Origin of the sequence: Burkholderia sp. IT-111MI5 (assembly GCF_949752865.1) — a bacterium.
GTDB lineage: Bacteria > Pseudomonadota > Gammaproteobacteria > Burkholderiales > Burkholderiaceae > Burkholderia > Burkholderia pyrrocinia_C.
This window is the reverse complement of record NZ_CATKIF010000071.1, coordinates 211,879-227,743: the sequence shown is the minus strand read 5'-3', so window position 1 is coordinate 227,743 and position 15,865 is coordinate 211,879. Positions and strand designations below refer to the sequence as shown.

The window sequence follows — 15,865 nt, the reverse complement described above, 5'->3', positions numbered from 1 at the left end:
GCCCGTACGTCCCTGCGACGCCATCCGGAGCCCTGCAATGCCTTCCGCTTCCGCTTCCGCTTCCGCTTCCCGCGCGCACGGCAAACGCCCGACGCGCCGCCCCGGCCGGGCTCGCAGCGCCGATCCGCAACATCGCAAGCGCTGGTCCGCCGAAGTCACGCAAAAAAGCGACGTGCTCGACATCGAACCCGACATCTTCAAGTCCGACGATCCGGGCGCGATCGCCGCTTCGCTGAAGCGCTCGGCCGAACGGAGCCGCCGCCGCAAGTCTTCGCCGTTCCAGTCGGCGATGTCGATGCTGAACTTCTATGTGAACCGCGCGGGCCGCAACCTGCCGAAAACGCGCCGCGCGACGCTCGAACGCGCGAAGCGGAAACTGCGCGAAGCCTTCGGCCGCAAGCCGTGACGGCGGCCGGCCACCGCCGCATCGCCCCGCCCGAATCGCGCGCATGCACGAAACGCCGTGGTCCCTGATCGCCGGCGCGGTGCTGATGGGCATGGGCATCGCGACATCCGCGCTGCGCCACCTGCCGTGCAGCACCGCGATGATCTATCTCGTTCTCGGCATCGCGCTCGGCCCGGCCGGCACCGGGTTGCTGCGTCTCGACCTCGAACGGGACGCGCCGCTGCTGCGCGCAATCGTCGAGGTTGCGCTGCTCGTGTCGCTGTTCGCGATCGGGCTGCGGCTGCGCGTGCCGCCGTCCGACCGGCTGTGGCGCGTCCCGTGCCGCGTCGGCCTGCTCGCGATGAGCGTCACCGTGCCGCTGCTCGCGATGCTCACGATGCGCCGAGCCGTGCGCGCATCTTCGCGGTGATCCGCTGGCGCGCCTCCGCATAACCTTCCCACGGATCGCGCTTCAGCCCGTCGAGACGCGCGTGCAGCGTGTCGATCGTCCACTGCGCGCCGCCCGTCGTATCGGGCACCTCGTCCCAGCCGAGCGGCACCGACACGCCCATGCCCGGCCGCGCGCGCGCCGAATACGCGGCGATCGTGCTCGCGCCGCGGCCGTTGCGCAGATAGTCGACGAAAATCTTGCCGCGCCGGTGGCGCGGCCCCATCGTCGCGGTGAAGCGCTCGGGCAGCGCACCCGCCACGTGCTGCGCGACCGCGCGCGCGAAGTCTTTCACTTCGTCCCATCCCGCGTGCCGCGCGATCGGCACGACGACATGCAACCCCTTGCCGCCGCTCGTCTTGCAGAACGACGCGAGCCCCAGCTCGTCGAGCAGCCCGCGCACGAGTTGCGCGGCGTCGATCATCGCGCGCCACGGCAGCGCCGGATCGGGATCGAGGTCGAACACGATCCGGTCCGGCCGCTCGATACTGGATGCGTGCGCATTCCACGTATGCAGCTCGATCGTGCCCATCTGCGCGGCGCCGAGCAGCGCGTCGACGCTGTCGATCGACAGCAGCGGCCCGTGGCCGGGATCCAGCCCTTCGTGCTGCGTGACGAACGGAATCTCGAGGCGCTCCGCATGTTTCTGGAAGAACAGCTCGCCCGTGATGTCGCCCGGCGCGCGCACGAGCGACACGGGCCGGCCCTTCAGGTCGGGCAGCAGCCACGGCGCGACCCATTGCCAGTAATGCGCGAGGTCGATCTTGCGCGTGCCGTGCTGCGGATCGAGCACGCGATCGGGATGCGTGATGCGCACGCGGCCGACTTGGTCGGCGCCGGATTCGCCGCGCGCGTCGCCTGACGATGCGTGCGATGTCGCGCGACGCTTGCGGCCGCTCCCGGTATCCGTGTGCCGTGCGCGTTCGTGCTTGTCGTGCTTGTCATGTTTGTCGTGCGCTGCATCGCGTTCGTCCATCGTCGTCTCCGTTTCGGTGTGGCGCGGCATCTCGCGGACGATCTGCGCCGCCGGCTTGTCTTCCCGCAGCGCGACGAACGCCGCCTGCCGCACGATGCCGTCGCCCGTCCATTCCGCGAATTCGCATTCGGCGACGAGCGTCGGATCGATCCAGTGCACGCGCGTGCGCGACCGTTCGCGCGGCGGCGGGTCGAACGGCGTCGTATCGCGTTCGTGCCTGCGCAGCATCGCGGCGAGCCGGTCGAGCATGCGCGCATCGAACCCGGTGCCGACCCGGCCGACATAGCGCAACGGCGGCGTGCCGCGCCGCCGCTTGCCGCCCGATTCAGGCTCGTACACACCGAGCAGCAGCGCGCCGAAGCCGTGCCGGCTGCCCGACGGCTCCGTGTAGCCGCCGATCACGAACTCCTGCCGCCGCCGGCATTTGAGCTTGATCCATGCGGCCGAGCGGCCGGCGCGATAGCGTGAATCCGCGCGCTTGCCGATCAAGCCTTCGAGGCCGGTGTCGCACGCGCTCGCGATCAGCGACGCGACGTCGCCGCCGAGATCCGGCGAATAGCGCAGCCGCGCGGCGTCGCTGCCCGCCAGCAGCGGTTCGAGCAACGCGCGGCGCGCGGCGAGCGGCACCTCGCGCAGATCCCGGCCATTCAGATAGGGCAGATCGAACACGAACAGCGTGACCGCGTCGGAACGGCCCGCGCCGAGCGCGTTCTGCAGCGCCTGGAAGTCGGGCAGGCCGCTGTCGCCGAGCACGACGGCCTCGCCGTCGAACCACGCGTTTTCGATCTCGAGCGCCGCGAGCGCATCGCGCTGCGCACGCAGCTTCGCGGTCCAGTCGCGGCCCTCGCGCGTCATCAGCGCGACGTGCCGCCGCGCACCGCGGCCCGACACGCGCGCGAGAATCCGGTAGCCGTCGAACTTCACTTCGTAGCGCCAGTCGCCTTGCGCGGGCGGAGCATCGACCAGCGTCGCGAGCTGCGGCGCGACGCGCTCGGGCAGCGGTGCGCGGACAGCGCCTTCGACGTGCGACAGGTCGGCGTCGACGTCGGCTGGCGGCTTGCGATCCTTGCGGTCGCGCGGCGTGCCGCGTGTACGGGGCGCATCGTCGCGGCTGCGTCGTGACGAGCGTGCGGACGTGCGTGCGGACGGTGATGCATCGGCGGGCGCCGCGCGCGCGGCCCGCGCACTGCGGTCATGCACGCTGCCCGGCTGCTGCGCGACGACATCGAATTCGTCCGCATCGCGTGCGTCGTCGTCGCGCTCCTTGATCAGCAGCCATTGCGGCTGGCGGCCCTGCTGCCGCCCGCTGCGCACGAGCGCCCAGCCGCCGTGCAGCTTTTCGCCATCGAGCCGGAACGTCAGCTTGCCCGCGCGATAGCCGTCGCGCGCCTGCGCGACGCCGCCGTCGGGCGTCCACGTCCCTTCGTCCCACACGACGACCGTGCCCGCGCCGTAATGTCCGGGCGGAATCTCGCCTTCGAACGATGCATATTCGAGCGGATGGTCCTCGACCTGCACGGCCAGACGCTTCACCGACGGATCGACGCTCGGCCCCTTCGGCACGGCCCACGATTTGAGCGTGCCGTCGAGTTCGAGACGGAAGTCGTAATGGAGCCGCGTCGCGTGATGTTCCTGGATCACGAAACGCAACGGATGGCGCGCCCGGGCAGCCGTGCGCGCCGGCTTCGTCTGCTTGGTCTGCTTCGACTCGGCGCCCGGCTTTGCGCGACGCTTCCCGTGCGCGCCTTCCGGCTCCGGCGTCGCGTCGAAGCGGCGTTTTCGACGATAGGGATCGAGCTTGCCGGCCATCGCGTCACCTCCTGTCGCGCGGTGTCATGCGGCGTGCTTTCGGCGCGCGGCGGTCTTCTTCGCCGCATGCGCACCCGTCGCGCCCTGCTTCGCGGCCGGCCGTTTCGCGGTTGCTTTCGCGGCGCCCCGGGCGGAAGCCTTCGCGGCCGGCTTGCGTCGCCCGCTCGCGGTGCGCGGCGCGGACGCGCCGGTGTCGTCGTCCTCGCGCGCGGCACGCGCGCCGCCGCCGCCGCCGCCGCCCTTCAGGCTGCGCTTCAACAGCTCGGTCAGGTCGACGACGTTGGTCGCCGTGCGCGCCGTTTGCGCCGGCCGATCCTCGATCTCCTCGACGCTGCCCGCGCGCACCTTGCGCTCGACCAGTTCGAGGATGTCGTCGCGGAACGTATCGCGATACTCGTCGGGCGTCCACGTGCCCGACATGTCGTCGATCAGCTTCTTCGCCATCGCGAGCTCGCGCGCGCTGACGCCCGCGCGCTTCGCGTCGCCGGCCGGCACCGGCAGCTCGTCGAGCGGGCGCAGTTCCTCCTGCCAGCGCAGCGTATCGAGCGCGAGCAGCGGCCCGACCGGGATCAGCGCGCCGAGATGCTGGCGATCGTGCATCACGACGTGCGCGATACCGATCTTGCCGCTGTCCTGCAGCGCGTCGCGCAGCAGCGCATAGACCTTCTCGCCCTTGCGGTCCGGCACCAGGTAGTACGGTGTGTCGAGATACAGGAACGACACGGCGTCCGCGTCGACGAACGTGACGATATCGACGGTCTGCGTCGATTCGGGGTTCGCCGCGCGAATCTCGTCGTCGGTCAGCACGACATAGCGCTCCTTCTCGTACTCGTAGCCGCGCACGATGTCCTCGCGTGCGACCTCCTTGCCGGTGCGCTTGTTGATCTGCCGATAGCCGACCGGGTCCATCGAACGCTTGTCGAGCAGCCGGAACGACGGCTTCACGGTGCGCGTCGCCGGGAACAGCTGCACGGGCACGTGAACGAGCCCGAAGCTGATCGCGCCTTTCCAGATCATCCGTGCCATGGGTGTCCTCCTTGCGGCATCGTTGCGCCGGACGCCTTCGTCCTCGGCCGATGCTACGGCCGGCGGCCGCGGCTGCGCCGCACGATGCTCACGTGTCCGTTGCGCTCCAGGATCGCCGCGTCGACGTCGGACAGGTCGGTCGCGCCGGTCGCCTGCCGCACGCTTTCGCGCACGTCGGTCGGCGTAAGCAGCGCGGCGCGCATCTGTGCGTCGTCGAAGCGGCCGTTGCGATACACCTCGCGCTCGGCGCCTACCAGCATCCGCTCGAGCCGGCGCGAGCGCACGCATGCCCAGCCGATCGCACGATGCAGCAGCACGATCGCGAGCGACGCCGCGACGGTCGCGACGAACGGAGACGCGCCGACCACCGCGCGGCTCAGGATCGCGCCGAGCAGAATGCCGACCACGTAGTCGAACGGCGAACGCTGCCCGAACGCGCGCCGCCCGGCGATGCGAATCAGCACCAGCGCGATCACGAACACGACGATCGCACGCAACGCCATCTGGCCGGGGCCGAGCATCCGGCCCTGCCCGAACAGCGCGACGACGACGTCCATGATCGCAGCGCTGCTACGCGGGCAGGTCGACCGCCTGCTGCTTGCGCGCCCGGATCCGATGGCGGCCGAGGTCGTCCGGGAACGTGTGCGTTACCGCGTCGGGATCGACCGCCACGCGTTGTGCCGAGTCCGGCGGATACGCGGCGATCGTCAATAGCCGTCCTCCACCGACGGCCGCGACCGGCTTCAGGTGCCTGAACGCCTCGCGCACGTCTCGCTGCGCGGACGGCGGCGTCTTGCCGGCTGGTGGGGGATTCGTCATCGAGGTGTCCTCGTGGAATTCGATGGCCGTCCGCCGCGCTCGCGGCCGCGCGGGCGCGCGGGCGGCGGTCGGCGTCGGCCTCGGCCTCGGCGTCAGGGCGCGCGCAACGCCGCGTCGAGTTCGGCATCCGTAATATCGAGCGCCACGTTGCATTCGATCGCGTCGTCCTCGACGCGCGGCTTGCGTTCGTCCACCGCGCGTCGCGCGCCATCGCACAGATACGTGCGCACGCGCAGCCGGTCGTCCTCGCCGAGCCACGCATAACGCTCGACCACCTGCGGATCGAACCGCAGGTCGACCGTGCAACGCCATTCGCGCGCACTTTCGTCGACCGGCACGCGCACCCACGACACCTGGATCGTCAACCGCCCGGATGCGTCGTCCGAATGCACGACGACGGTCGACTCCGACGGGAAGCCGTTCGCGAGCGCGTGCTCGAGTTCCGCGACGCGCTGCGAGCGGTCGGGCGCGCCGGTCATCGTCGCACGACGCCCAGCAGCAGCGTGACCAGGAAGATCACGACGAAGATGTAGAACAGGATCTTCGCAATCTCGGCCGCGCCGGCCGCGATGCCGCCGAAGCCGAGCACGGCCGCGACGAGCGCGATGATGAAGAAAATGATGGCGTATCGAAGCATGGAGCCCTCCTGAATGACAGCGGTCGCGAACACACGTCGTCGATCACGCATCGTGCTTGTGCCTGGGTTTGCCGCGGACCGGCGTGGAAGCCATTTTCTCGAGTTCCTTCTCGCTCATCGACCTGGCCATCGACTTCGCCGGCGGCTTGAGGTCCTTCATCTTCGTGTCGCCGCGCTTGGCCGACAGCGCGGCCCCGGCAGCACGCTGCTGGGCCTGGGATTTTGCTGGCATGGTTGCGCTCCTCTCGTTGGCGCGCGCACTACGACGCAATGTCGGTACAACAGGCCGCACGCGCGCGGTTGGGTCGCCCGGGTCGTCATGCGGCGTCGCGGCGCCGCAGGTCGGCCGGCGGGATCTTCATCGCCTGGCGATACTTCGTCACCGTGCGGCGCGCAAGAAGAATGCCGCGCCCCGCGAGGTTCTGCGCGAGCGTGACGTCGGACAGCGGATCGGTTTGACGCTCGGCCGCGATCATGTCGCGGATCAGCACCTTGGCGGCCGCTGCCGAGCACACGCCCTTGCCCGCCGCCTCGAGCTTGCGCGGGAAGAAGTGCTTGAATTCGAACGTACCGTGCGGCGTGGCCATGTACTTGTTGCCCGTCGCGCGCGACACGGTCGATTCGTGCAGCCCGAGCTCATCCGCGATGTCGCGCAGCACGAGCGGCTTCATCGCGATCTCGCCGTAGCGGAAGAAATCGCGCTGCCGCGCGACGATGCATTCGCCGACGCGCTGGATCGTCTCGAAGCGCTTCTGCACGTTGCGGATCAGCCAGCGCGCTTCCTGCAACTGCTGGCCGAGCGGCGAATCGCGCTCGCCGCTCGACTGCGCGAACAGCGTCGCATAGCGCTCGTGCAGGCGCGCGCGCGGCAGCACGGCCGGGTTGATCGTCACGATCCATTCGTCGCGCACCTGGCGCACGATCACGTCGGGCACCACGTAGTCGCCGCGCGTGCTGCCGTAGTGATTGCCGGGGCGCGGATCGAGCCCGCGCACGAGCGCGCATGCGGCGTGCAGCGTCTGCGGGTTGCAGCCGATGCGCCGCTGGATCTCGGCCGTCTCGCGGCGCGCGAGCCGTTCGAGATGCTCGCGCGCGATCGCCTTCGCTTCCGCGAGCGCCGGCGTGCCCGCCGGGATCGCGTCGAGCTGCAGTACCAGGCATTCGGACAGCGAGCGCGCGGCGATGCCCGGGCGGTCGAGCATCTGCACGAGCCGCAGCGCGACCGCGAGATCCTGTTGCGACAGCAGCAGCGCCGGATCGGCCGCGACCAGCAGGTCGGGCAGCTCCTGGCGCAGGTAGCCGTCGTCGTCGAGCGCATCGATCACGATGCGTGCGGCTTCGCGGTCGCGTTTGTTCAGCGGGTAGAGCCGCAGCATATCGTGCAGCTGCTGATGCAGCGACGGCTCGGCGGCCATCCATTCGCCGGGCGACAGGCCGTCGGCGTCGTCGCCCTGGCGGCCCGTACCGCGCGGCGCGGGCGCGGCCGTATACGACACCTCGCCGTCCGGCGGACGCACGTCGTCGGGTTCGGGCGACGCTTCGGGCGCGGCGGCTTCGGCCGCCTGCTCGGGCGTTCCGGCGGCGGCTTCCTCTTCGCCGTCGCCCTGGCCGTCTTCGAGAAACGGGTTCATGTCGAGCGCCTGCCGCAATTCCTGTTGAAACTCGAGCGAGGACAACTGCAGCAGCCGCAGCGACTGCTGAAGCCTCGGCGTAAGTGCGAGATGCTGTCGCATCTGCAGCGCAAGCGAGACGGACATCGAAAGCCTCCTGACGGTTCGGTTCGCGGTATTTCGTCGACAGGGTTTACGCAGCTTTCGTGCCAATCCGTCCACGCGCGCCGTGCCGGGGCTTTCGCGGGTTCATGCCCCATCACGCAACCTGGCGGGGCCGCTTTTTTACAAGCCGGCGGCAAGTTTGGGGCACGCATTTCGCGCGGCAAGAAGTGCGCCCGGTCGCCCTCGTCGTTGTCGCTTCGTCGTGCCTCGCATCGATGCGATCGACGGCCGAGCGATCGGGAAAAATGCCGTCGTCAGCGCCGGCAGCTGACGCAGCAGCCACGCGGCCATGTCGCGCTCTTGCTGCACGATCCACTCGCGGCACGCCGCGGGTTTCATCTTCGCCATCACGTTCCTTCACCGCATCAAGAATGCGGCATGCCGCGCGGCGCGATGCGCGGCGCGCATGCCGTTCCGCAACACGCATGCCGTGCGACACACGCAATGCGTCAGTACTGCATCGGCGGCGGCGTGCCCGGCAGCGTCTGGCCGCCCTGCACGCCGTTCGGGCCCGGCGGCGGGACGTCGGCCGGATCGCCGCCGGTCGCGCCCTGCGGCATCGTGTTGCCCGGCGACGGACGCGTCTCGTAGCGCGTATTGGCATCAGGCATCGTCGCGCTCGGCGGCGTCGCATGGCCGTCGGGCGGTGCGGGCGGCGCCGCGCGCGTGCCGTAGGTGGTGCCCTGCGTGCATGCGCCCAGCGCACATGCGGCGGCGAACGCGCATGCACCCGCGCGTATCGTCTGGATCGTGTTCATCGAAATCCTCCGTCGGATCGACGGCTCAGAGCCGGTCGAAACGAAAATCCCCCGCATACGCGGTGGGTGCGCGGCGCGCCATCATCACGTCGATTCGGCCGCGACGCGCGTGAGCGTGCCGCGTTGCCGCTCGATATCCGCCTGTTCGAGCGCGGCGAACGCGTCGGCATCGAAGGTCACGGTCAGCGACGCCGGATGGCCGTCGACGCGAAAACCGATATGCAATGCGCCGGCCGGCTGCTCCTCGACATGAAACGGCATCGCGCGCGCCTCGAAATGGCGGCCGAGCGTCTCGGCGATGTCGCGCAGCATGCCGGGTTTGATACGGATGCTCATTGCATGCCCTCCATTCGCGTTCGCGGCAGCGCGCCCGCCGGCGGTGCGCGCACGGGCGGATCGCGTTCCGGCGGCGCATGCCCGGGCGGGTCGCCTTCGGGATGGCGGTACCGTTCCGGCATGTCGGGCAGCACGTCGTCGGGATCGGGCGCCTCGGGGTCCGGCTCCACGTCGGGCATCGGCGGGTCAGGCCGGTGCAGCCACTGATCGCGGTCGTGATTCATCGGCACTCCATAGCGCGCATCGTTGCGTGGTCTGACGGATGTGGCCAGGGTCCGCAATCCGCGTGCCGTCCGTTCGCGGCGCCCGCACGCCGGCGCTGCCGCGCATACGCGCGCGCTCGCGGCGCGCGCCGTGCATTCGCTACACCGTTCGCTGCAATTCTTGCAAGCGCGCCGCTACGCGTCGTACGCGGCCATCACGAGCCACAGCTCGCGGCCGTCGTCCCGCACACGCGCCGCCAGCGCATACGGGTCGGCCGGCTCGCATGCGCGCTGCAGCGCGAAGCGCGCCGGCTCGGTCGAGCCGAACGTCTCGTCGCCGAGCGGCCGCACGTCGGCCTTGCCCTCGAACATCCGGCGCTCGGGCCGGTAGATCAGCGGTTCGTGTTTCCACGTATCGAAATGGCTCTTCACCGAATCGAATCCGCCGCCGCATACGTTGATCTCGTAGCGTACGCCTGGTCGTCGTTTCGGAATCATCGTCGTGTCTCCGCTTGATGCGCGCACCGCAGGCACCGGGTGCGCGCGCGTTGCTGCCATGGACGTATTCATCGTCGTCTTCGTCTTCGCCGCCGACGTGGCAAATCGCGTGCCGCGTGCGATCCGGGAACGGCCGTTGCGGGAAATCGGCGTCATCGTTACCGATACGGAGCTTCGCCATGAAGGATTCGACCCGGTCCGGCCACGCGCCGGAGCGCAAGCAGCGACCCTCCCCATCGCAGCCGCTGAAGCCTGAGGACCGCACGCACACGCGCCATTCGGAACGCCATATCGACAAGCAGCTCGAGGACACGTTCCCGGCCAGCGACCCGCCCGCGACCGGCGGCATCACGCGCATCGAGCCCGACACGCCGCCCGGCACGCACGACGACGGGCCGTGGCAGGACAAGCGCGAACGCCGCGACAGATGACGGCGACGAACGACAGGCCGCGCGCGCCGCACGGCATGCGGTTTGCTGAATGGAATGTGCTGGAACATCGCCCCCCAACCTGCAAGGAGGACTTTCATGCATCGCGTCAACGAAATCATGTCGCAGGACGTCGTGTGCATCGCGCCGACCGACTCGATCCGCCATGCCGCGCAACTGATGGAGCGCTACGACATCGGCGCGCTGCCCGTGTGCGACAACAACCGGCTGATCGGGATGGTGACGGACCGCGATCTCGCAGTGCGCGCGATCTCGGCCGGCAAGCCGCCGGAGACGCGGATTCACGAAGTCGCGTCGGGCCCGATCGAATGGTGCTTCGACGACGATTCGCTGGAAGAGATCCAGCACTACATGGCAGACGCGCAGTTGCGCCGCCTGCCCGTCGTCGATCACGACAAGCGGCTGGTCGGCATGCTGTCGCTCGCGGACATCGCGACGCGCTCGGCCGGCCCGACGCACGACGACGTCGCGAACACGCTCGAAGGCGTGTCGCAGCCGAGGCAGACGTGACGGGTCGAGCCTGTGCTTCGCCCCGTCCCGACCACCCGCGCGACCCGCGGCCCGCCCGGGCACGATCGCGCACCACGCAGCCTGGAGGAAACACCATGCAGACTTCCAATCAAGGTCAGACCCGCATCATCGGCAAGGGCGCCGCAACGGCGGCCGGTCCCGGCCCCGACGTCATGGCGGCCAATACGCTGGAAGGCGACAAGGTCTATACGACCGACGGCGACGACGTCGGCAAGATCAAGGACATCATGCTCGACGTGCGTTCGGGCCGCATCGCGTACGCGGTGCTGTCGAGCGGCGGCCTGCTCGGCATCGGCGACAAGCTGCTCGCGATCCCGTGGAGCGCGCTGACGCTCGACACCGAGCGCAAGTGCTTCCTGCTGTCGGTGTCGTCGGAGCGGATCAGGAACGCCCCCGGCTTCGACAAGGACCACTGGCCGGCGATGGCCGATCCGCAATGGGCCGAGCCGCTGCACGAGTATTACGGCAGTGCGCCGTACTGGAGCCCCGGCGACGAGCTCGGGCTGACCGATCCGACCGAGGAACTGAACAATCCGCGCACCCGCGACCCTCATTGATCGTTCGCGACCGGCCGACACGCCCCGCGCATGCGGGGCTTTTTTCGTCTGCCGGCCGACCCCATTGATAACCATACGACATCAATCCATCCAAAAATCGCACTTATCGTTTCTCCGTCTCCGGGCGAACATTGCCAAAACGACAATCGATCGCCTTCCGCGCGTTGCCTGAATTTTTCTGGAGACACCCCCGATGCACCCCTCGCCCAGCCTTCCGACCGGACGTTCGAAGGCCGCCGCGGTATTCCGCGTCACGGCCGGCAACTTCCTCGAGCAGTTCGACTTCTTCCTGTTCGGCTTCTATGCGACGCAGATCGCCGCCGTGTTCTTTCCCGCCGCGAGCGAGTTCGCTTCGCTGATGATGACGTTCGCCGTGTTCGGCGCCGGCTTCCTGATGCGGCCGCTGGGCGCGATCGTGCTGGGCGCGTACATCGACGACGTCGGCCGCCGCAAGGGCCTCATCGTCACGCTGGCCATCATGGCAAGCGGCACCATCCTGATCGCGTTCGTACCGGGCTACGCGACGATCGGCCTGCTCGCACCCGCGCTCGTGCTGATCGGGCGACTGCTGCAGGGCTTTTCGGCAGGTGCCGAGCTGGGCGGCGTGTCGGTCTATCTTGCCGAGATGGCCACGCCCGGCCGCAAGGGCTTCTACACGAGCTGGCAGTCGGCCAGCCAGCAGGTCGCGATCGTCGTCGCGGCGGGCCTCGGCTTCGCGCTCAATCAATGGCTCAGCGCATCGGCCATCGCCGCATGGGGATGGCGCGTGCCGTTCTTCGTCGGCTGCACGATCGTGCCGTTCATTTTCATGCTGCGTCGCAACCTGGAGGAAACGCAGGAATTCAAGGCGCGCCGGCATCGTCCCGGCATGAAGGAAGTGTTCGGTACGCTGGTCCAGAACTGGGGCGTGGTTCTCGCAGGCATGATGCTGGTCGCGATGACGACCACGAGCTTCTACCTGATCACGGTCTACGCGCCGACCTTCGGCAAGACGGTTCTGCACCTGAGCACCGCGGACAGCCTGCTCGTGACGCTGTGCGTCGGCGTGTCGAACTTCGTGTGGCTTCCGATCGGCGGTGCGCTGTCGGACAGGATCGGCCGCCGGCCGCTGCTCGTCGGCATGACGGTGCTCGCGATCGCGACCGCCTATCCTGCGCTGTCGCTGCTCGCTCATGCGCCGTCGTTCGTCAACATGCTGCTCGTCCTTCTGTGGCTGTCGTTCATGTACGGGATCTATAACGGCGCGATGATCGTCGCGCTGACGGAAGTGATGCCGGTGGAGGTGCGCGTGGCAGGCTTCTCGCTCGCCTACAGCCTCGCGACGGCCGTATTCGGCGGCTTCACGCCCGCCATCTCGACGGCGCTGATTCACATGACCGGCGACAAGGCTGCGCCGGGCTACTGGATGAGCCTCGCCGCGGTGTGCGCGCTGCTGGCGACGTTCGCCCTCTATCGCCGCCGGACGCCGACGCTGACGCCCGCGCACTGAAGCCCCAAACCGAGCAACCTGCCCCGACTCCGCACGACGACAACCATGAAAAACCCGCTCCTGAAACTGTGCGCGACCGCGCTCGTCGCCACCGCCGCAGTCACCGCGAATGTACAGGCCGCCGAGCTGCACGTAATGAGCTCGGGCGGCTTCACCGCGGCCTACAAGCTCCTTGGCCCGCAGTTCGCGTCCCGCACGGGCAACACGCTCGACACCGCGCTCGGCCCGTCGATGGGCAAGGCGCCCGAAGCGATTCCGAACCGGCTCGCGCGCGGTGAGCCTGCCGACGCGGTGATCATGGTCGGCTACGCGCTCGACGACCTGATCACGCAAGGCAAGGTAATCCCCGAATCGCGCGTCGAGCTGGCCGATTCCCGCATCGGCATGGTCGTGCGCGACGGCGCGGCGAAACCCGACATCAGCTCGGCCGAAGGCCTGAAGCAAGCGCTGCTGCATGCAAAGTCGGTCGCCTACTCGGATAGCGCGAGCGGCGTCTACATCGAGCGGGAGTTGTTCAGGAAGCTCGGCATCGACGATCAGATGAAATCGAAGGCGAAGATGATCCCGCGGATTCCGGTCGCGTCCGTGGTCGCGAACGGCGACTACGAAATCGGCTTCCAGCAGGTGAGCGAACTGCTGCCCGTCCAGGGCGCGACCTTCGTCGGCAAGATTCCCGAATCGCTGCAGTCCGTCACACGCTTCGCCGCCGGCGTCCCCGTCGGCGCGCAACATCCAAAGGAAGCGAAGGCACTCCTCGACTATCTCGCATCGCCCGACGTGCAGGCGCAAGTAAAGTCGACCGGACTGGATTCCGTCTCCGCCCCTTGAGCACGAGCCACGGGAAGGCGTGCGTCAGACAGCCTTCCCGTCGCGCCCGGCGTTGTCCGCGGCATCATCGGCGCAGTCGAGGTTCGCCGGCTCGGCCGCGCTCAGTACCCGCGCGAGCCGCGCACGATCGCACTCCCCTTCCCACGACGAAACGAAGATCACCGCGCACGCATTGCTGATCACGCTCGTCAGCGCGCGCGCCTCGGACATGAAGCGATCGATGCCGACCAGCAGCGCGACCCCGGCAACCGGCAGGTCGGGCATCACGGCGAGCGTCGCGACGAGCGCGACGAGCCCGCTGCCGGACACGCCGGCCGCCCCCTTCGACGTGAGCAGCATGACGGCGAGCATCGCCGCGATTTGCGGCGCGGAAAGCGGCACGTCGCACGCCTGCGCGATGAACAACGCCGCGAGCGTCAGGTAGATCGCGGTGCCGTCCAGGTTGAACGAGTAGCCGGCCGGCAGCACGAGCCCCACGACGCCCTTGTCGCACCCCAGCGACTCCAGCTTGACGATCAGCCGCGGCAACACCGGCTCCGTGGACGAGGTCGCGAGGACGATGAGCAATTCCTCGCGCAGGTAGCGCAACAGCCGCCACAACGCGAAACCGTGCAGTCGTGCGAGCGGCGTAAGCACCAGCGCAACGAACAGCACGCAGGCAACGTAGAACGACGCCATCAGCCTCGCGAGCGAGCCGACCGAGCCGATGCCGAAGCGGCCCACCGTGAACGCCATCGCGCCGAATGCGCCGAGCGGAGCGAGCCGCATGATCATCGCGAGCACGCGAAAGACGATCTGCGCGACGCCGTCGATCAGCGCCAGCACGGGCCGACCGGCCTGCGGATACGCGTTCAGCGAAAAACCGAACAGCAGCGACAGCAGCAGCACCGGCAGCACCTCGCCCGTGCGGAACGCGCCGAGCATCGTGTCCGGGATCACACTCAGCGCGAACTCGACGAGCCCGTGCGGTTGCGCATGCCGTACATATTGCGCGAGGATGCTCGAATCGAGATGGCGCACGTCGACGTGCATGCCGGCGCCGGGCCGCAGCACGAACGCGGTGACGAGCCCGAATGCGAGTGCGGCGGCGGTCAGCAGATAGAACAGCACCAGCGCGCGCACGATCGTGCGCCCGATGGCCTTGCCGTTCGCCAGCGACGTGATGCCGGAGACGATCGTGCAAAACACGATCGGCGCGATCATCATCCGCACGAGGCCGACGAATGCATCGCTGAGCGGCTTGAGCAGCGCGCCCGCCGACGGCCAGAAGTGGCCGACGCTCACGCCGAGCACCATCGCCAGCAGAACCTGCACGTAGAGCGAACGAAGCGGTCTTGCCAGCCTCACGATGCGGTGCTCCCCGATGTTCCGGCCGTAGGCCCGATCGTCGTCATCGGGATGCGTCGCCGCTTGCCGCACCGGCGCGTTTCGCGTCGACGATCGCCCGGTGAAACTCCTCCGCGGCCGGCGTCAGCGCGCGGCCGCGCCGTTTCACGATGCCCACCCGGCGCTTGACCACCGGTTCGACCAGGGGCACGCTCGTGAGCACGGGATGGTCGTGTCCGGGCATCGCCATCGACGGTACCGCGGCGACGCCGAGCCCGGCTTCGATCAATCCGAGCAGGGTCGTCACGTGGCGCGTCTCGCACACGCTCGGCGCCCGCGGCGCGACGGTCGTCAATGCCTGGTCGAGCAGCAGGCGGTTGCCGGAAGTCTTGTCCACCGACACATACTCGTACTCGTAAAGCTCGTTCCAGGTCACGCGCTTCTTGCGCGCGAGCGGATGATCGCGCCGGCACGCGGCAACAAATCGTTCCTGCAGCAGCAGTTTGAACTCGATCTCCGGCTCCTGGCTGCCCATGAAACTCACGCCGAAATCGGCCTCGCCGCTGATGACCGCGCCCAGCACGTCGTTCGCGCTCGCATCCAGCAGCTTGACCCTGATGCGCGGAAAGCGGCGATGATAGCTCGCGATCACGTTCGGCAGGAAGTAGTAGGCCACCGACGGCACGCATGCGATCGTCACATGACCGAGGCGGCTCGACGAAACGTCGCGGATGCCGAGCAGCGCGACGTCGAGATCGTCCAGCAGTTGCTCGGCGCTCGGCGCGAACACGCGCCCGACGGTGGTCAGCGTAACGCTGCGGGTGGTGCGCTCGAACAACCGCACGCCGAGCGCTTCCTCGAGTTTGTCGATCCGGCGACTCAGCGCGGGCTGCGAAATGCTGATCGCGTCGGCAGCCTTTCGGAAGCTTCCCAGCTCCACCACCGCGCGAAACGCCTGCAAATCGGTCAAATCGAAGTTGATTCCCACGGACCACGTCTCCACATTTCAGATGCC

General features: G+C 68.7%; 20 protein-coding genes and 2 pseudogenes. 7 read left to right on the top strand and 15 right to left on the bottom strand.

The features are described 5' to 3' along the window. Positions 1–37 precede the first annotated feature (37 nt). Entirely contained in the window at positions 38–406 is a 369-nt protein-coding gene (locus ACM6JT_RS32495) for a DUF3175 domain-containing protein (protein ID WP_175747916.1), read from the top strand. 43 nt (positions 407–449) lie between these two features. Then, positions 450–773 (top strand): annotated as a pseudogene (locus ACM6JT_RS32490) (cation transporter); the annotation flags it as partial. A 4-nt stretch (positions 774–777) separates the two neighbouring features. On the opposite strand, the gene ligD reads toward ACM6JT_RS32490, so the two are convergent. The 13 genes and pseudogenes from ligD to ACM6JT_RS32425 form a co-directional block, all read right to left on the bottom strand. After that, positions 778–3,618 (bottom strand): DNA ligase D, encoded by a 2,841-nt coding sequence (gene ligD / locus ACM6JT_RS32485; protein ID WP_414857974.1) that lies wholly within the window; start codon positions 3,616–3,618, stop codon positions 778–780. A 24-nt stretch (positions 3,619–3,642) separates the two neighbouring features. Continuing rightward, the gene (locus tag ACM6JT_RS32480; protein WP_414857973.1) at positions 3,643–4,644 is read right to left on the bottom strand and encodes a Ku protein; all 1,002 of its coding nucleotides are present in this window, start codon (positions 4,642–4,644) and stop codon (positions 3,643–3,645) included. Positions 4,645–4,697: 53 nt separating this feature from the next. Then, positions 4,698–5,201 carry a DUF421 domain-containing protein gene (locus ACM6JT_RS32475; RefSeq protein WP_034184458.1) on the bottom strand — a complete coding sequence of 168 codons (504 nt, stop codon included), beginning with the start codon at positions 5,199–5,201 and terminating at the stop codon, positions 4,698–4,700. A gap of 13 nt (positions 5,202–5,214) precedes the next feature. After that, entirely contained in the window at positions 5,215–5,463 is a 249-nt protein-coding gene (locus ACM6JT_RS32470; protein WP_034184459.1) for a hypothetical protein, read from the bottom strand. A 92-nt stretch (positions 5,464–5,555) separates the two neighbouring features. After that, complete coding sequence (locus ACM6JT_RS32465; protein ID WP_414857972.1) at positions 5,556–5,942, bottom strand: DUF3022 domain-containing protein; 387 nt, start codon at positions 5,940–5,942, stop codon at positions 5,556–5,558. Continuing rightward, positions 5,939–6,100, bottom strand: a complete 162-nt coding sequence (locus tag ACM6JT_RS32460) for a DUF1328 domain-containing protein (protein ID WP_034184461.1) — start codon at positions 6,098–6,100, stop codon at positions 5,939–5,941. The genes ACM6JT_RS32465 and ACM6JT_RS32460 overlap by 4 nt, the downstream gene beginning before the upstream one ends. A gap of 43 nt (positions 6,101–6,143) precedes the next feature. Continuing rightward, complete coding sequence (locus tag ACM6JT_RS32455) at positions 6,144–6,332, bottom strand: DUF3008 family protein (protein WP_217589180.1); 189 nt, start codon at positions 6,330–6,332, stop codon at positions 6,144–6,146. A gap of 85 nt (positions 6,333–6,417) precedes the next feature. After that, positions 6,418–7,857 (bottom strand): RNA polymerase factor sigma-54, encoded by a 1,440-nt coding sequence (locus ACM6JT_RS32450; protein ID WP_414857971.1) that lies wholly within the window; start codon positions 7,855–7,857, stop codon positions 6,418–6,420. A 138-nt stretch (positions 7,858–7,995) separates the two neighbouring features. After that, positions 7,996–8,226 (bottom strand): hypothetical protein, encoded by a 231-nt coding sequence (locus tag ACM6JT_RS32445; RefSeq protein ID WP_414857970.1) that lies wholly within the window; start codon positions 8,224–8,226, stop codon positions 7,996–7,998. A gap of 98 nt (positions 8,227–8,324) precedes the next feature. Further along, positions 8,325–8,633, bottom strand: a complete 309-nt coding sequence (locus ACM6JT_RS32440; protein WP_034184465.1) for a hypothetical protein — start codon at positions 8,631–8,633, stop codon at positions 8,325–8,327. Between the two features lie 25 nt (positions 8,634–8,658). Next, positions 8,659–8,969 (bottom strand): annotated as a pseudogene (locus ACM6JT_RS32435) (hypothetical protein). Beyond that, complete coding sequence (locus ACM6JT_RS32430) at positions 8,966–9,193, bottom strand: hypothetical protein (RefSeq protein ID WP_414857969.1); 228 nt, start codon at positions 9,191–9,193, stop codon at positions 8,966–8,968. Before ACM6JT_RS32430 ends, ACM6JT_RS32435 begins: the two are co-directional and overlap by 4 nt. 174 nt (positions 9,194–9,367) lie before the next feature. Then, positions 9,368–9,670 (bottom strand): hypothetical protein, encoded by a 303-nt coding sequence (locus tag ACM6JT_RS32425; RefSeq protein ID WP_034184667.1) that lies wholly within the window; start codon positions 9,668–9,670, stop codon positions 9,368–9,370. Positions 9,671–9,849: 179 nt separating this feature from the next. Here ACM6JT_RS32425 and ACM6JT_RS32420 point away from each other — a divergent pair, with 179 nt between their 5' ends. From ACM6JT_RS32420 to ACM6JT_RS32400, 5 genes are all read left to right on the top strand, one after another. After that, entirely contained in the window at positions 9,850–10,101 is a 252-nt protein-coding gene (locus tag ACM6JT_RS32420) for a hypothetical protein (protein ID WP_034184468.1), read from the top strand. A 96-nt stretch (positions 10,102–10,197) separates the two neighbouring features. Beyond that, positions 10,198–10,629 carry a CBS domain-containing protein gene (locus tag ACM6JT_RS32415; RefSeq protein ID WP_034184469.1) on the top strand — a complete coding sequence of 144 codons (432 nt, stop codon included), beginning with the start codon at positions 10,198–10,200 and terminating at the stop codon, positions 10,627–10,629. Positions 10,630–10,724: 95 nt separating this feature from the next. Next, a complete protein-coding gene (locus ACM6JT_RS32410; RefSeq protein WP_414857968.1) occupies positions 10,725–11,207 on the top strand; it encodes a PRC-barrel domain-containing protein in 483 nt (160 codons plus the stop codon). Between the two features lie 193 nt (positions 11,208–11,400). Beyond that, positions 11,401–12,696: an MFS transporter gene (locus ACM6JT_RS32405; protein WP_034184471.1), complete on the top strand. Its 1,296-nt coding sequence runs from the start codon at positions 11,401–11,403 to the stop codon at positions 12,694–12,696. 45 nt (positions 12,697–12,741) lie between these two features. Continuing rightward, the gene (locus tag ACM6JT_RS32400) at positions 12,742–13,524 is read left to right on the top strand and encodes a substrate-binding domain-containing protein (RefSeq protein ID WP_414857967.1); all 783 of its coding nucleotides are present in this window, start codon (positions 12,742–12,744) and stop codon (positions 13,522–13,524) included. 24 nt (positions 13,525–13,548) lie between these two features. On the opposite strand, the gene dctA is transcribed toward ACM6JT_RS32400, so the two are convergent. Further along, complete coding sequence (dctA, locus tag ACM6JT_RS32395) at positions 13,549–14,871, bottom strand: C4-dicarboxylate transporter DctA (RefSeq protein ID WP_414857966.1); 1,323 nt, start codon at positions 14,869–14,871, stop codon at positions 13,549–13,551. A gap of 43 nt (positions 14,872–14,914) precedes the next feature. Continuing rightward, a complete protein-coding gene (locus ACM6JT_RS32390) occupies positions 14,915–15,838 on the bottom strand; it encodes a LysR family transcriptional regulator (RefSeq protein ID WP_034184669.1) in 924 nt (307 codons plus the stop codon). Positions 15,839–15,865: the final 27 nt, after the last annotated feature.

Excerpts from the sequence above, each read along its gene's own strand:
- ACM6JT_RS32495 (WP_175747916.1), top strand. The coding sequence starts at position 38 with ATGCCTTCCGCTTCCGCTTCCGCTTCCGCTTCCCGCGCGCACGGCAAA.
- ligD (WP_414857974.1), bottom strand. The coding sequence starts at position 3,618 with ATGGCCGGCAAGCTCGATCCCTATCGTCGAAAACGCCGCTTCGACGCG.
- ACM6JT_RS32480 (WP_414857973.1), bottom strand. The coding sequence starts at position 4,644 with ATGGCACGGATGATCTGGAAAGGCGCGATCAGCTTCGGGCTCGTTCAC.
- ACM6JT_RS32475 (WP_034184458.1), bottom strand. The coding sequence starts at position 5,201 with ATGGACGTCGTCGTCGCGCTGTTCGGGCAGGGCCGGATGCTCGGCCCC.
- ACM6JT_RS32470 (WP_034184459.1), bottom strand. The coding sequence starts at position 5,463 with ATGACGAATCCCCCACCAGCCGGCAAGACGCCGCCGTCCGCGCAGCGA.
- ACM6JT_RS32465 (WP_414857972.1), bottom strand. The coding sequence starts at position 5,942 with ATGACCGGCGCGCCCGACCGCTCGCAGCGCGTCGCGGAACTCGAGCAC.
- ACM6JT_RS32460 (WP_034184461.1), bottom strand. The coding sequence starts at position 6,100 with ATGCTTCGATACGCCATCATTTTCTTCATCATCGCGCTCGTCGCGGCC.
- ACM6JT_RS32455 (WP_217589180.1), bottom strand. The coding sequence starts at position 6,332 with ATGCCAGCAAAATCCCAGGCCCAGCAGCGTGCTGCCGGGGCCGCGCTG.
- ACM6JT_RS32450 (WP_414857971.1), bottom strand. The coding sequence starts at position 7,857 with ATGTCCGTCTCGCTTGCGCTGCAGATGCGACAGCATCTCGCACTTACG.
- ACM6JT_RS32440 (WP_034184465.1), bottom strand. The coding sequence starts at position 8,633 with ATGAACACGATCCAGACGATACGCGCGGGTGCATGCGCGTTCGCCGCC.
- ACM6JT_RS32430 (WP_414857969.1), bottom strand. The coding sequence starts at position 9,193 with ATGAATCACGACCGCGATCAGTGGCTGCACCGGCCTGACCCGCCGATG.
- ACM6JT_RS32425 (WP_034184667.1), bottom strand. The coding sequence starts at position 9,670 with ATGATTCCGAAACGACGACCAGGCGTACGCTACGAGATCAACGTATGC.
- ACM6JT_RS32420 (WP_034184468.1), top strand. The coding sequence starts at position 9,850 with ATGAAGGATTCGACCCGGTCCGGCCACGCGCCGGAGCGCAAGCAGCGA.
- ACM6JT_RS32415 (WP_034184469.1), top strand. The coding sequence starts at position 10,198 with ATGCATCGCGTCAACGAAATCATGTCGCAGGACGTCGTGTGCATCGCG.
- ACM6JT_RS32410 (WP_414857968.1), top strand. The coding sequence starts at position 10,725 with ATGCAGACTTCCAATCAAGGTCAGACCCGCATCATCGGCAAGGGCGCC.
- ACM6JT_RS32405 (WP_034184471.1), top strand. The coding sequence starts at position 11,401 with ATGCACCCCTCGCCCAGCCTTCCGACCGGACGTTCGAAGGCCGCCGCG.
- ACM6JT_RS32400 (WP_414857967.1), top strand. The coding sequence starts at position 12,742 with ATGAAAAACCCGCTCCTGAAACTGTGCGCGACCGCGCTCGTCGCCACC.